This is a genomic window from Labrenzia sp. ATLA3 (assembly GCF_057180185.1).
Map to the genome: position 1 here is coordinate 269196 of NZ_JBXUKV010000004.1, position 13096 is coordinate 282291.

A 13096-nucleotide genomic window follows, 5' to 3' on the forward strand; every position below is an offset into this window, starting at 1 on the left:
GGCGGAAAAACATGCCGGAAAACAGCCTGCCCTTCGTCATCATTCCGGTCTTCGCCGTCGTCTTCGGCCTGTTCTGGTCGTTCATAGTTTTCGTTGTTGCGCATATCGGTGGCTGGGCCGGACTGGCGAAAGCCTATCCCGCCACCGGGAAACCGGAAGGCCGAAGCTGGAACTGGCGATCAATGAGGATCGGGCTCTTCTTCAATTACCGCAACAGCGTGAATGTGACCCTTTCCGATGCCGGCCTTTACATGCGCCCGATCTTGCTGTTCAGGATCGGCCACAAACCGATCCTCATTCCCTGGAAGGCAATCTCGGACGCTCAACGCCGCGACCTGTGGTTTGCGACGACAATCACGCTCGCGGTACCGCTGACAGGAAACGGCAACGAAAGACGGTTGTCCTTCTACGGCAAAACATTCGTCGAGGCGATGGAGGATCATCTGAAGCGCAACGGCAACGCTCTTCACCGTTGAGAGGCGCCTGGCACCATCAGCTCCGCCAATCACATCAATCCGAATGTCCTTCCGGCACAGAAGCGCTGGACCTGCGCGTCTATGGGTTTTGCGCCAATGCGCAAAATGCCGGTACCGATCCAAAGAGCCTTTCACGGATTTGAACTTCCGAAAATCCGGCGACGCAAAGGTCTTCCGCAAAAGAGCTGATCCACGCCCGGCCTTCTTCTGCACCTGCGCAGGAGCCGCGCGGCTGAAAGGTGGTGGCAAAACAACCGCCCGGTTTCAATCTGGATTGCACCTCTTCCAACAAAGCGCTGCGGTTCCTGATGAACTGTAGAACGTTGCTGCTGAAGACCGCATCGAAACGCTCCGCCTCCGGCAGACCGACAAGGTCGCCTTGCCAAAGCTCCAGCCGGTCTGATTTCAATGCGTGCGCATTTCGCGCGGCCGCCTGCGAAATCATCAGTGCAGAATGATCAAGACCGGTCACGCGGCAATCAGGAACCCCTGACAGGACTGCTTCGATACCGATACCCGGTCCACAGCCGATTTCCAGAATGCGCGCTCCCGCATCAAGCCCCATCAGTTCCACGGTCCAGTGATTGCGATCGATATTGGACGCCCGATTGGCCATGATCCAGCCAGCCAGAGACCCGAGCATGCCGTGCGGTCGCCTGAACTGACCGACAATAACATCCGAAAGCCAGCCACCGGTCTCACGATGACAGGCTGGCTCAAAGCCCTCTTCAACAGTGCTCACGATCACGCCCCAATCTGAAACCAAGCCCACAGCCATAGAACAGGCCGGTTAGCGCCAGGGTACCGGCAATGGCGTCGGTGAAACCCAGGCCCGGCGCGTGGAACAACTCCACAGCAATGGTCGACCAGCTCCACGTGATAGCCAGGCTCGTCAGCAGAACGGCCAGGGCGAACTTCGCCAGCAAACGACCTTTGAAGTGTTGGTCTTCACCGCCGTCATTCCGGTTTTTCAAGGTGTGCGACATCTTCCGTTCTCCCCAGTTCGGCAAGCTTCGTTTGAAAGTCTCTCAGTGTGCTGTTCGCCTGCGCGAGCGCTCGCTCCGGCCAGCCGTCGCAAATTTTCACGAGCAGCTCTCCTTCTTCGGCGAGAATTTCCCGGAAGGTGGCCGCGCCTTTGTCCGTCAGTGAAATCAGAACAGAGCGCTTGTGCTCCGGGTTCGGCAAACTCACCACCAGAGCCAGTCCCTCCAGCCTGTCCACCAGCGCCTGAACGGATTGCCGGGTCATGGACTTGGCACTTGCCATTTTCGGCACCGGACTTGGCCCCTCCTCCGCAAGAAACTCCAGAATGGCCCGCAGCGATGCGGTCAGCCCTCTCGCTTCCAGCATTCCGTCCGATATGCCGGCGAGCTGGCGAAACGTCCTGCGGACATTCACGATAAGATCCCGCATTTCCGAGATGCTCAGGGTTTTCTTCTCAGGCATACGAACCTCTATATGACAGTCTACCTGTCAATATAGACTTTGACAGTCCGACTGTCAATTTAGGCTTGTGTCTCGTTCCGCAGTTCACCCAGTGAACATTTTTTGCGGCCAGACCAGCACTGCCATTGCAGCAATCATGCAGCCACACCATCTGCCAGCGACGTGTCTGTGAGGTCCCTGAAATGACTGTCTTTGAAATTGCGCTCGGCCTGGTTTTTCTGGTTGCCGGCGGTGATGTGCTGGTGCGCGGATCCGTTGGACTTGCAAAGCGCTTCGGGATCTCCGAACTGCTGATTGGCCTTGTGCTCGTCGGCTTCGGCACCTCGACCCCGGAACTGATGACCAGCATGCTTGCGGCCCTCAACGGCTCTGCGGGTATTGCTGTCGGCAATGTCGCCGGCTCGAACATCGCCAACATTCTGCTCATTCTGGGTTTGACCGCCGTGATCTGTCCCTTGCGGGTGGAACCCGCCGCGCTGATGCGCGATGGACCGGCAAACCTGCTGGCGGCTCTTGCCTTTACCGGACTCGCTATATCCGGCTTTGTCGGACGCGAAGCAGGGCTGGCGCTGGTGCTTTCCCTCGCAGCCTATCTCGTCCTCACCTACCGGATGGAAAAGGGCACCCGCACGCCCTCGGCCGAGTTGCACAGGAGCGAAGTCCAGCTGGTGGCCCCACCGGCTCCGAAAACCGGGTTGCTGCTCAGTCTCGCCATGGCATTCGGCGGGCTTGCCATGATCCTGGGCGGTGCGCATTTTCTGGTGGCGGGCGCCACCCAGCTGGCGCAGGCGGCAGGCATCAGCGATGCCGTTATCGGCGTCACCATTGTTGCGGTCGGCACGTCCCTGCCAGAACTGGTAACGTCGGTCGTTGCCGCCCTGAAGCGGCAGACGGATATCGCCCTGGGCAATATCCTGGGATCGAACCTTTTCAACATCCTCGGCATCCTGGGTGTGACCGCGCTTGTCTCGCCCTTACAGGTGCCGCAGGAAATCATGCAGCTCGACATCTGGGTATTGCTCGGAGCCACGGCGATTCTCCTGGTTTTTTCCATGAGCGGATGGCGGATTTGCCGCCGCGAAGGGGCGGTCATGCTGGTCGCTTATGGGGTTTACACCGCCGTCGTCCTGGCAAAGGCCCTTGGATGAGGCCAATTTATCGGATTTTCTTGGCACTCCGAGGCTCCCCATTTCGCAGACAATCTGCTAAACGGCGGCATCATCGTCTGCCCGTGCCGTCGCGGCCCCACCCATTGGTCAAAAACACTGGCCAAAAACAGTGAAACGTCATGATCCCGAACGACATCAAGATCACGCCCGACCTGATTGCTTCCCACGGCCTTAAGCCGGATGAATATGAGCGCATCCTGGAACTGATCGGCCGCGAGCCGACCTTCACCGAACTGGGCATCTTTTCCGCCATGTGGAACGAGCACTGCTCGTACAAGTCCTCCAAGAAATGGCTGAAGACCTTGCCGACCAAGGGACCGCGCGTGCTGCAGGGCCCAGGCGAGAATGCCGGTGTGGTCGATATCGGCGACGGCCAGGCCGTGGTCTTCAAGATGGAAAGCCACAACCACCCGTCCTACATCGAGCCCTACCAGGGCGCGGCAACCGGTGTCGGCGGCATCCTGCGCGACGTCTTCACCATGGGGGCCCGTCCGGTTGCGGCCATGAACGCCCTGCGCTTCGGCGAACCGGATCATCCGCGCACCCGGCACCTCGTTTCCGGCGTCGTCTCCGGTGTTGGTGGCTACGGTAACTCCTTCGGCGTCCCGACGGTCGGCGGCGAAGTCGAGTTCCACGCCCGCTACAACGGCAACTGCCTGGTCAACGCCTTCGCGGCGGGCCTGGCAAAGTCCGATGCCATCTTCCTGGCCAAGGCCGAAGGCGTCGGCCTGCCGGTCGTCTATCTGGGCGCCAAGACCGGCCGCGACGGTGTCGGCGGCGCGACCATGGCCTCCGCGGAATTCGACGACACGATCGAGGAAAAGCGCCCCACCGTTCAGGTCGGCGACCCGTTCACCGAAAAGTGCCTGCTGGAAGCCTGCCTTGAACTGATGGAAACCGGCGCGGTGATCGCCATCCAGGACATGGGTGCTGCCGGTCTCACCTGTTCGGCCGTTGAAATGGGCGCCAGCGGCGACCTCGGCATCGAACTTGACCTGGACAAGGTGCCGGTACGCGAAGAGCGCATGAGTGCCTATGAGATGATGCTCTCGGAAAGCCAGGAGCGCATGCTCATGGTGCTGCGTCCGGAAAAGGAACATGAAGCCGAAGCCATCTTCAAGAAATGGGGCCTCGACTTCGCCATCGTCGGCAAGACCACCGACACGCTGCGCTTCATCGTCAAGCACCAGGGCGAAGTGGTTGCCGATCTGCCGATCAAGGAACTAGGCGACGAAGCCCCCGAATATGACCGTCCCTGGGTCGAACCGAAGAAACGCCCCGTTCTGCCGGCATCCGAAATCGAGGAACCGGCCGACTATGCCGAAGCTCTCAAGACCCTGGTCGGAAATGCCAACGGCGCGTCCCGCCGCTGGGTCTACGAACAGTACGACACGCTGATCCAGGGCAACTCGGCTGCAACGCCGGGCGGTGATGCCGGTGTCATTCGCGTGGAAGGCACCCGCAAGGGCCTGTCCTTCTCCGTTGACGTAACCCCGCGCTACTGCGAGGCAGATGCGTTCGAAGGTGGCAAGCAGGCAGTCGCCGAAGTGTGGCGCAACCTGACCGCCGTCGGATCCGAACCGCTGGCGGCGACAGACAACCTCAATTTCGGCAATCCGGAAAAGCCGGAAATCATGGGGCAGTTCGTCGGGTGCATCAAAGGTATCGGCGAAGCCTGCCGTGAACTCGACTTCCCGATCGTTTCCGGCAACGTCTCGCTGTACAACGAGACCCATGGCGAAGCGATCCTGCCGACCCCGGCCATTGGCGGCGTCGGCCTCTTGCCGGACGTCACGGTGCGTGCCGGTGCGGCCTTCGTAAACGAAGGCGACGCCATCCTGCTCATCGGTGGCAACGGAACTCATCTGGGCGCTTCCCAGTATCTCGCCGACATTCTCGGCCGTGAGGAAGGCGCTCCGCCGCCGGTCGATCTGGCTGCAGAAAAGCGCCGCGGCACGCTGGTTCGCCAGTTGATCGGCGCCGCCCGCCTGACAGCCGTGCATGACATTTCCTCAGGTGGCCTTGGTGTCGCACTCGCCGAAATGGCGATGGCAAGCGGCATCGGTGCGACCGTCAAGATCAATGGCCCGGCGCATGCCGCGCTCTTCGGGGAAGACCAGGGGCGCTACGTCGTCACTGTTGCCCCGGACAAGCTGGAAAGCGTTCTTGAAGACATTCTGGACGGCGGAGTCGATGTTCAACAAATCGGCACGACCGGGGGCACGGATTTGACTGTTGAGGGCATCCTCACCATATCCGTTGCAAACTTGAAGAAAGCACACGAAGATTGGTTCCCGAATTACATGGCGACGGCATAAGCCATTTCCACTTCAGGAACTTAACAACAGGACGGACGCACGATGCCGATGAACGCAAATGAGATCGAGACCCTGATCAAGGCAGCCCTGCCGGATGCTGAGGTCGAGATCCGGGATTTGGCTGGAGATGGTGATCACTATGCTGCGAATGTTGTCTCGGAATCGTTCCGAGGCATCAGTCGCGTGCAACAGCACCAGCTGGTTTACGAGGCGCTGAAAGGTAACATGGGCGGCGCACTGCACGCCCTCGCCCTTCAGACCAAGGCACCCGACTGAATTGAAACACATTGCCGCGCACTCAAGCGCGCGCCCTTGAAGACGCCGCCTTATTTCGCCAGATAAGCGGCAAAGAGACAAAGGACGGACATCATGAGCATCCAGGACTGGATCAAGAACGAAGTCGCCACCAACGACGTTGTGCTTTTCATGAAAGGCACGCCGAACTTTCCGCAGTGTGGCTTTTCCGGCCAGATCGTACAGATTCTCGACTATGTCGGTGCCCCGTACAAAGGCATCAACGTTCTGGAAGACGACGACCTGCGCCAGGGCATCAAGGAATTCACCAACTGGCCGACCATTCCGCAGCTTTACGTGAAGGGTGAATTCGTCGGCGGCTGCGACATCATCCGCGAAATGTTCCAGAACCAGGAACTGCAGAGCCTCCTGACGGAAAAAGGCATCGAGACCACTCAGCAGACCGCCTGAGCCTGAATCGATTTCTGAAGACAGCTTTCCAAGGGGCGGTTCTACCGCCCCTTTTTCGTGTCTTTAGGGTCTTCCGCAATGGGAATAACCCGAAATTGGAGGGCCAGGCTTCGGGTTGAGCCTACCAGCATCCGTGACCGCTGGCGGCTCCCCGGCCCCGGCTCGCGCTTCGCTTGGCCAGGATGACGATGGAAGAGGAGAGATTCGGGCGACGGTTCAAGGATCGCTGCTCCATCGTATCGAGCTACGTCGCCTGGCCCTCCCGTCATTCCGCACAAGTAAGGCAACGCCGAACGCCGATGCGGAATCCAGACATATTTCGCGTCGGAGGCGCGGCCTTGCTGCGAAATAAAGAATTCGCTCTGCTCACGATGACATCTGGTTGCCGGACCAGCGCACAGCTTCGCTGCACTTGTCCGGAATGACGGGAGGTAGATGACGGGCGCCATACGGCACCCCAAATCCTCCAACGGAAGAACCAGAACGTGATCAATCAGCCGCAGACCCCTGACAAAACCACCGAGATTTGCGCGTTATCCAGTGGTAAGCGGAATCGATTGCGGTTGAATTTAGGCAGTAACTCGGCAAATTTTGCCGAATCACCTAAGCTGAACGCAAGGTGAATGCGGATTTCAGGGTGAGTACAGGTGCGTTCCGCCATTCTCCGACCATACCGCAGGGCTCCAGCAAACAACGGAGCCGGGAAATGGGACCGGGGACAATGAACAAGATTGCAGTTGCAGCCACCTCTACTTTCGTTCTGGCGCTTGTCGGAGCCGGCGTCGTCTTTTCTGACGGCATCAGGACAGATAGCGAGCTGCGCCGGGTTGAATGCCAGGCTCTCACCATGTTCACACCTGCCAGAAGCAAGAGCGCCGAAGAGCTTTGCGCCAACTATGGCGGGGTTGCGCTGAAGGATGCCGAGCCCAGCAAGGAAGGCTTGGTGATACTCGTGCGCAACCAGCCGATGGGCGGGTTCCATGGTGAAAACGCCGTCCGCTGACGGCTGCCGATAAACCTTTCCTTGATGAGGGCAGACGCAGGGTGAAGCTGGCTACCTTGGACAAATGCCACGCTCTGCTCAGTCGCCCCGCACCGTAATTGCATGCGCCGTCACTGGCTCTGCGACATTGTGCAGGTCAACCGGCCCGAGCGGCTTTGATGGCAATCCTGATCCCTCCGCCACATCTGCCGTCGCCACGATGTCCTGTCCGACGATCTTGCCATAGTCGCCGAGGCGCGCCGCGATGTTGGCAGCATGGCCGGTCACCGTAAAATCGAGCCGTTCCCTTGATCCGACATTGCCGTAAGTGACCTCGCCAAAGGCAATGCCGATGGCACAGCGCAACGGTATGTGCCCGGTGTCCGGGTCCGGCGATTGCAAAAGGCTTACGATGTCCCCCGCGCTTTCCACCGCTTGCCGGCAAGCTTCCTCCACTCCGACACCGGCGGGGAAGATCGCCAGCACCGCATCGCCGATGAACTTCAGCACTTCACCATCATGCGCGTTGACGATGTCCGTCGTGACCTCGAAGAAGCGGTTGAGCTCGCCGACATAGGCGTTGTGACCAAGGTCTGTCTCCAGCTTGGTGGAATGCCTGAGATCGCAAAACAGGATCGCCGCATCAATCACATCGCCGTCGCCCCGCCGGATATCGCCTCCCAGCACGCGCGCGCCTGTCCGCTTGCCCAGATAGGTTTCCAGCAGGGAAGTTGCGTTGGTCGTCAGTGCGAAAACCTCATAGAGGCGGCTGATGAGGGCCGAGCATTCAAACACCAGACCCAGGTTGGCCGTGGTGAAGCCCGCGGGATGATCCGACGCAAGGGTCAACACGTTGATCCGTCCGCCGGAAAACGGCAGCGGCATGGCGACATAATCTGTTACGCCCTGCTGCCTCAGGTCTTCCATGATCGGAAACTCGAACTCGTCCGGATTCGAATCGATCTTCTGCCGAATACCGCCCAGACCATCCGCCACATGCTGCAGAGGGCTCTGGCGAAAGGCCGGGCTTTCCAGCGTCTCGTAGGATGGAGCAAAGCTTTGCAGCTTGTCGTCATCACGCGTCCACACGTAATGGCGCCCCGCGATCATCGGATGCAGCGACCAGATCAGAATGCCGATGCGGCTGACCGCAATCCCGTCCTCAACGAGTTTCCGACCAAGGGCGGCTGTCAGCTCCTCGGGCGTCTTTGCGGTCCAGGCTTCGCGCAGCAGCCAGTCAACCGTCGGCCCTGCGATGTTTCCAGCGGCCAAGGGATCAGCCGGGGGTCCTGGCGGATCGATGTGACTTGCCACACCCGGCATGAAGGCGACGAAGCCATCGACCGCCCGGCCCTCCGGCATGGCGTTGGCATAGCTCCAGGCACCGTTTTCCAGCGTCTCTCCCCCAATACGGACATGGCTGTAGCTGGCCGTCCCCTTGAAAGGACAGAAGGTGCGGCGATCTGGAGCAGGTTCCAGGTCCGCCAGAATGTCGCCCCTCGGAAAATAGATCACGGGTGACAGCCGGGTTTCATACATGATCCGCGCTTCGCAGGTCCGCGCCAGAACATGCTCCCCCCGATAGGCCGTCACTTCTCCGGCAAGCGGCTCCACAAGGATTCCGTAATCGTTCGACGTTTTCTGTGCCCGTACGGTCATGCAAAAGAGATATGGAACGCGTGACACACTGTCCAGTGAACATCCACGCGCCTCGCCCACGCATGCTTGCAAACGGAACTTGCGAGAAACGCATGGGTGCTCCCCGGCGCAGACACCAAGGCAAGCCACGGTTTGACCTCAATTCGCGATTACGCGCTTGTGACCAGCCAGAGTATGGAAATTGATAACCCTGTCGGGTACTGAAACTATATGCGCACCATCTTGATCACATTGCTGGTCTGTTTCTTTGCCGGGGTCACCGCCGCCGGCGCCTATACGCATGTTCCAAAGAGCATCCAGGCTCTGGAACTATCGATGGTGCAAGAGATGCGCGCGCCCGTGAAGACGGTGCAGTTTGCCGAGCAGGACGCCCAATGTTGCCAGCTGGACGACCAGTCCAGCCCGCCCAACAAAACCTTTGGGTGCGGACCGGATTGTGTCTCTCATTTTTCCGTCGTGGCTTTGCAATTCCTGGCGGCTGAAACCGGCCCGGAAACCACCTCTCCTCCCGTCCTGACGGACGGACTGCCCTCCACGGAAGATCAACCTCCCATAACAGGCTGAAAGCATCACCGGAATGCGAAGTTCCAGCTTGGCCAGAATTATTGGAAGGTTGAACGACATCTTGCCGGGGGGTGATTGCCCGGCGGGACAACAGTTCGCCTGAAAGACAGGAATAAATCATGAGTCTTCAGGAAAACGGCACACAGGCATCCTATGCTGCCCCAGGATTTCGAACACGGAAGTATCTCAACAGGACCACGTTCTCCATGGCTGGTTGCTGCCTGCTTATGGCGCTTGTGACAGGTCTGTTGATCGTCTCCGCCCCGGCCGGACTGACCGCGGGTGAAGCTTTGCTGCTGGCCGCCCCTCTGTTCGGCTGCGTTGCCATCCATGCTTTTGTTCGTCGTGTCATGGGCAAGCCCTGCCACACGCAGGTACGAAATGAGGCAGACCGTGTCTAAGAGACCTCTCGCTTTCGCTGTTGCCGGCATGCCTCAGGGCTCGCTCGGCATGGTCGACGACCCGACAGCGCAATACACCGTGTACACCCTTGGCCGGACTCCGGCCGATCTTCCCATCCCCTATCCAGAGACAGGCCAGTAGCCTTCACATGACGAACCTTACAAGAAGATCCTTTCTTGCCGGGTCGGCGAGCCTTACGGGGCTCGCCGTCAGCGGCTGCATGACAACCGCCCCCCAGCAGCCGCTCGCGCCATGGCAGGACCCGGCTGTCCTGGCCATGTACCGTGCGATGCCGGAAGAACGGTTTCCGATCCCCGCTCCCGACCTGAAGAAGGTGCCGGAACGCTATTACCGCAAGCAGGTGGACTATCCGACCAATGAGAAGGTCGGCACGCTGGTGGTCGATACCAACAACTACTACCTCTACCTCGTTCAGGAAAACGGCAAGGCAATGCGCTATGGCGTCGGCCTTGGCCGGGCAGGTTTCGAATGGTCCGGACGGGCACGGATTGCCCGCAAGGCCGCCTGGCCCAAATGGACTCCGCCGGAAGAAATGATCCAGCGGCAACCCGAACTGGAAAAGTGGAGCTGGCGCAATGGCGGCATGCCCCCCGGCCTCCAGAACCCGCTGGGCGCAAGAGCGCTCTACATCTTCCAGGGCAACAAGGATACGCTCTATCGCATCCACGGCACGGCCGAATACTGGACCATCGGTTCCGCTGTCTCCAGTGGCTGTGTCCGCCTGATCAATCAGGATGTCATCGACCTTTATGGCCGCGTACCGGACGGATCCCAGATCGTCGTTCTGTAGGGCCTTGCCAAAACAAAGGAAAAGGGGCCGGCCAGCCGGTCCCTTCGCCACCTCCGGGCATCATCGATGCCGCGTAAGATCAACCGGCTTGCCTTAGCCAGTGATCGCCTTCAGTTCCAGGAAATCTTCCAGGCCGAATTCGCCGAACTCGCGGCCATTGCCGGACTGTTTGTAGCCGCCGAAGGGCACATCGTAATCCGGGCTGGCACCGTTGATATAGACGCTGCCTGCGCGAAGCTTGCGGGCAACGCGCTTGGCCCGTTCCGGATCGCCGGTCTGGATATAGGCCGCAAGGCCATAAGGCGTATCGTTGGCGATTGCGATGGCGTCCTCTTCCGTTTCGAACGGGATCATCACCAGCACCGGACCGAAGATCTCGTTGCGGGCAATCGACATCTGGTTGGTGACATCTGCAAAGACCGTCGGTTGGACGAAATACCCGGTCTCGAACCCTTTCGGCTTGCCCGGGCCACCGGCAACAAGGCGCGCTCCGTCGGCCAGACCGCGCTCGATATGCCCCTGGATCTTCTCGTATTGCAGGTCGCTGATCACCGGGCCGATGTGATCGCCCTCCTCCGCCGGATCACCGACCTTGGTTTCCGCGGCGATCTTTCCGGCAAGCGCAACGGCATCGTCATAGACGCTCCGCTCCACCAACAGACGGGTCGGTGCATCGCAGGACTGGCCAGTGTTGGAAAAGCAGCCCGTCAGCGACGTGCGCAGGGCGGTTTCCAGGTCCGCATCGGCAAAAAGCAGGTTGGCCGACTTGCCGCCAAGTTCCTGCGCGACACGCTTGACGGTCGTCGCGGCGTTCTGGCTGACGGAAATGCCCGCCCGGGTCGAGCCGGTAAAGGACATCATGTCGATATCCGGATGGGAGGACATCGCCACGCCCACGCCCGGGCCATCCCCATTCACCAGGTTGAAGACGCCAGCCGGGCAACCGGCCTCCTCCAGGATCTCGGCGAAGAGAAGCCCGGAGAGCGGTGCGATTTCGCTTGGTTTCAACACCATTGTGCAACCGGCAGCAAGCGCCGGGGCCACCTTGGCCGCGATCTGGTTGATGGGCCAGTTCCAGGGCGTGATCAACCCGCAGACGCCTATCGGTTCGTGCCGAAGCACGCTGCCGCCACGAGGGCTTGGCCGTTCGAACACATGATGCTTCAGGGCTTCCAGTGTGGCTTCCAGATGGCCGGCGCCGGTTGGTGTCTGGCTGTCGCGTGCAAAGCTGCGCGGGGCGCCCATTTCCAGCCGGATCGCCTCCTCCATATCCCCGGACCGGCGCGCATAGATCGCAATGATCCGCTCCAGCAGCGCGGCGCGTTCATCAACGCTGGTTTCCGACCAGCCGGCAAATGCAGCCTTGGCTGCGGCCACTGCCTTGTCCACGTCGGCGGCACTGCCAAGGGAAATCACGGCAATCGGTTTTTCCGTTGCCGGGTTAATCACCTCAAGCGTTTTTGCCTCAACCGGATCGACCCAGGATCCACCGATATAGAACTGCCGCTTTTCAATCATCAGCCTGCTGCTTCCCAACTGTTCAGTTTCATGTCGTCGCCGCGTTTGGGCGTCACCTCATATCCGGGTTCTTCGGGCTCGACGTCAACCATCTCCTCCGAAAAACCCGGTGCACGGATGTCGAGACCTGTCGCTTCTTCCAGGCGCTTGATGATGTTGGGCGACAGTTCCCGCGGGCCGTAACGGTCAATGCCGTCGGCGAAAATCCGGTTGATAAGCGGCGACACCTCCAGCGGCACCTGATGATCGTCCGCGATTTTCTGGAAAAGGCCGACATCCTTTGCGACCAGATCCATGGTGAAGGAAATGTCTCGCGAACCGTTGAGGATCACCTGGCTCTCCGTTTCATGAACGAAAGAGGTTCCGGAGGAAATCCGGATGGCCTCATAGGCGGTTCCCAGATCCATCCCTGCTGCCTTGCAGGTGGTCAGGGCCTCGGCAACCGACACCAGATTGACCGTTGCCAGGTAGTTGGTGACAACCTTAAGAACAGACGCAGAGCCGATCTCCCCCGTATGCAGCACCCGGCGGCCCAGAACGGTCAGCAGCGGAAGCATCCGCTCGAAGGTCTGCCGCGTGCCCCCGGCAAAGATCGAGATGTTCCCTGTGGCCGCCCGATGGCAGCCGCCGGACACCGGACACTCAATTGCCTCAGCACCTCTGGCGATGACGAGCCCGGCAAGACGCCGCACTTCACCCGCGTCAGTGGTCGACATTTCCGCCCAGATCCTGCCCGGACCAATGCCTTCCAAAATTCCTTCAGGGCCCTCCACGACCGCCGCACAGGCTGCCGGACTGGGCAGACAGGTGATGACGACGTCGCAGCTCACGGCAAGCTGCCTGGGGCTCTCAGCGCGCATAGCGCCCTTGGCGACAAAGCTTTCCATCAACAGCGGGTTCAGATCGAGAACCGCAACCTCGAACCCGTTTCTGAGGAGACTTCCAGCCAGCTTGCCGCCGACATTGCCCAATCCGATAAACCCGACCCGCATGAGACGTCCCTTTCGTGAAGCAGGAATTGACTGGACTTCACTTTGCGCCTCGCA

16 protein-coding genes are annotated in these 13096 nt (G+C 60.0%); 10 read left to right on the top strand and 6 right to left on the bottom strand.

What is annotated here, in order from left to right:
- The first annotated feature begins 11 nt into the window (after positions 1–11).
- Complete coding sequence (locus AC2A6O_RS12700; protein WP_498927464.1) at positions 12–476, top strand: hypothetical protein; 465 nt, start codon at positions 12–14, stop codon at positions 474–476.
- A gap of 79 nt (positions 477–555) precedes the next feature.
- Here AC2A6O_RS12700 and AC2A6O_RS12705 read toward each other — a convergent pair whose 3' ends face one another.
- The 3 genes from AC2A6O_RS12705 to AC2A6O_RS12715 are packed head-to-tail and all read right to left on the bottom strand — an operon-like array spanning position 556 to position 1922.
- Positions 556–1218 carry a class I SAM-dependent methyltransferase gene (locus AC2A6O_RS12705; RefSeq protein ID WP_498927466.1) on the bottom strand — a complete coding sequence of 221 codons (663 nt, stop codon included), beginning with the start codon at positions 1216–1218 and terminating at the stop codon, positions 556–558.
- Entirely contained in the window at positions 1205–1462 is a 258-nt protein-coding gene (locus AC2A6O_RS12710) for a hypothetical protein (RefSeq protein ID WP_498927468.1), read from the bottom strand. Before AC2A6O_RS12710 ends, AC2A6O_RS12705 begins: the two co-directional genes overlap by 14 nt.
- Positions 1434–1922: a MarR family winged helix-turn-helix transcriptional regulator gene (locus AC2A6O_RS12715; RefSeq protein WP_498927470.1), complete on the bottom strand. Its 489-nt coding sequence runs from the start codon at positions 1920–1922 to the stop codon at positions 1434–1436. Before AC2A6O_RS12715 ends, AC2A6O_RS12710 begins: the two co-directional genes overlap by 29 nt.
- 182 nt (positions 1923–2104) lie before the next feature.
- Here AC2A6O_RS12715 and AC2A6O_RS12720 point away from each other — a divergent pair, with 182 nt between their 5' ends.
- The 5 genes from AC2A6O_RS12720 (at position 2105) to AC2A6O_RS12740 (ending at position 7117) form a co-directional block, all read left to right on the top strand.
- Complete coding sequence (locus tag AC2A6O_RS12720; RefSeq protein ID WP_498927472.1) at positions 2105–3070, top strand: calcium/sodium antiporter; 966 nt, start codon at positions 2105–2107, stop codon at positions 3068–3070.
- 140 nt (positions 3071–3210) lie between these two features.
- A complete protein-coding gene (gene purL, locus AC2A6O_RS12725; protein ID WP_498927474.1) occupies positions 3211–5409 on the top strand; it encodes a phosphoribosylformylglycinamidine synthase subunit PurL in 2199 nt (732 codons plus the stop codon).
- A gap of 42 nt (positions 5410–5451) precedes the next feature.
- Positions 5452–5685, top strand: coding sequence for a BolA family protein (locus tag AC2A6O_RS12730; RefSeq protein ID WP_148586357.1), 234 nt, complete (start codon positions 5452–5454; stop codon positions 5683–5685).
- 93 nt (positions 5686–5778) lie between these two features.
- Complete coding sequence (gene grxD, locus AC2A6O_RS12735) at positions 5779–6114, top strand: Grx4 family monothiol glutaredoxin (RefSeq protein WP_498927477.1); 336 nt, start codon at positions 5779–5781, stop codon at positions 6112–6114.
- A gap of 721 nt (positions 6115–6835) precedes the next feature.
- On the top strand, positions 6836–7117 hold the full coding sequence (locus AC2A6O_RS12740) for an antitermination protein (protein WP_148586355.1): 282 nt from the start codon (positions 6836–6838) through the stop codon (positions 7115–7117).
- 78 nt (positions 7118–7195) lie between these two features.
- Here AC2A6O_RS12740 and AC2A6O_RS12745 read toward each other — a convergent pair whose 3' ends face one another.
- Positions 7196–8782: a DUF427 domain-containing protein gene (locus tag AC2A6O_RS12745; RefSeq protein WP_498927480.1), complete on the bottom strand. Its 1587-nt coding sequence runs from the start codon at positions 8780–8782 to the stop codon at positions 7196–7198.
- Positions 8783–8965: 183 nt separating this feature from the next.
- On the opposite strand from AC2A6O_RS12745, the gene AC2A6O_RS12750 reads away from it, so the two are divergent.
- The 4 genes from AC2A6O_RS12750 to AC2A6O_RS12765 all read left to right on the top strand — a co-directional run bounded on the left by AC2A6O_RS12750 (position 8966) and on the right by AC2A6O_RS12765 (position 10532).
- Positions 8966–9319: a hypothetical protein gene (locus AC2A6O_RS12750; RefSeq protein WP_498927482.1), complete on the top strand. Its 354-nt coding sequence runs from the start codon at positions 8966–8968 to the stop codon at positions 9317–9319.
- A gap of 119 nt (positions 9320–9438) precedes the next feature.
- Positions 9439–9720, top strand: coding sequence for a hypothetical protein (locus AC2A6O_RS12755; protein ID WP_498927484.1), 282 nt, complete (start codon positions 9439–9441; stop codon positions 9718–9720).
- Positions 9713–9862 (top strand): hypothetical protein, encoded by a 150-nt coding sequence (locus tag AC2A6O_RS12760; RefSeq protein WP_498927486.1) that lies wholly within the window; start codon positions 9713–9715, stop codon positions 9860–9862. The genes AC2A6O_RS12755 and AC2A6O_RS12760 overlap by 8 nt, the downstream gene beginning before the upstream one ends.
- A 7-nt stretch (positions 9863–9869) precedes the next feature.
- Entirely contained in the window at positions 9870–10532 is a 663-nt protein-coding gene (locus AC2A6O_RS12765; protein ID WP_148586352.1) for a L,D-transpeptidase, read from the top strand.
- A 93-nt stretch (positions 10533–10625) separates the two neighbouring features.
- On the opposite strand, the gene AC2A6O_RS12770 is transcribed toward AC2A6O_RS12765, so the two are convergent.
- Both AC2A6O_RS12770 and AC2A6O_RS12775 read right to left on the bottom strand, forming a co-directional pair.
- The gene (locus AC2A6O_RS12770; RefSeq protein WP_498927488.1) at positions 10626–12050 is read right to left on the bottom strand and encodes an aldehyde dehydrogenase family protein; all 1425 of its coding nucleotides are present in this window, start codon (positions 12048–12050) and stop codon (positions 10626–10628) included.
- Positions 12050–13042 carry an NAD(P)-dependent oxidoreductase gene (locus tag AC2A6O_RS12775; protein ID WP_498927490.1) on the bottom strand — a complete coding sequence of 331 codons (993 nt, stop codon included), beginning with the start codon at positions 13040–13042 and terminating at the stop codon, positions 12050–12052. Before AC2A6O_RS12775 ends, AC2A6O_RS12770 begins: the two co-directional genes overlap by 1 nt.
- Positions 13043–13096 lie beyond the last annotated feature (54 nt).

Coding starts and splice junctions, on each gene's coding strand:
- AC2A6O_RS12700 (WP_498927464.1), top strand. CDS start 12: ATGCCGGAAAACAGCCTGCCCTTCGTCATCATTCCGGTCTTCGCCGTC.
- AC2A6O_RS12710 (WP_498927468.1), bottom strand. CDS start 1,462: ATGTCGCACACCTTGAAAAACCGGAATGACGGCGGTGAAGACCAACAC.
- AC2A6O_RS12715 (WP_498927470.1), bottom strand. CDS start 1,922: ATGCCTGAGAAGAAAACCCTGAGCATCTCGGAAATGCGGGATCTTATC.
- AC2A6O_RS12720 (WP_498927472.1), top strand. CDS start 2,105: ATGACTGTCTTTGAAATTGCGCTCGGCCTGGTTTTTCTGGTTGCCGGC.
- purL (WP_498927474.1), top strand. CDS start 3,211: ATGATCCCGAACGACATCAAGATCACGCCCGACCTGATTGCTTCCCAC.
- AC2A6O_RS12730 (WP_148586357.1), top strand. CDS start 5,452: ATGCCGATGAACGCAAATGAGATCGAGACCCTGATCAAGGCAGCCCTG.
- grxD (WP_498927477.1), top strand. CDS start 5,779: ATGAGCATCCAGGACTGGATCAAGAACGAAGTCGCCACCAACGACGTT.
- AC2A6O_RS12740 (WP_148586355.1), top strand. CDS start 6,836: ATGAACAAGATTGCAGTTGCAGCCACCTCTACTTTCGTTCTGGCGCTT.
- AC2A6O_RS12750 (WP_498927482.1), top strand. CDS start 8,966: ATGCGCACCATCTTGATCACATTGCTGGTCTGTTTCTTTGCCGGGGTC.
- AC2A6O_RS12755 (WP_498927484.1), top strand. CDS start 9,439: ATGAGTCTTCAGGAAAACGGCACACAGGCATCCTATGCTGCCCCAGGA.
- AC2A6O_RS12765 (WP_148586352.1), top strand. CDS start 9,870: ATGACGAACCTTACAAGAAGATCCTTTCTTGCCGGGTCGGCGAGCCTT.
- AC2A6O_RS12770 (WP_498927488.1), bottom strand. CDS start 12,050: ATGATTGAAAAGCGGCAGTTCTATATCGGTGGATCCTGGGTCGATCCG.
- AC2A6O_RS12775 (WP_498927490.1), bottom strand. CDS start 13,042: ATGCGGGTCGGGTTTATCGGATTGGGCAATGTCGGCGGCAAGCTGGCT.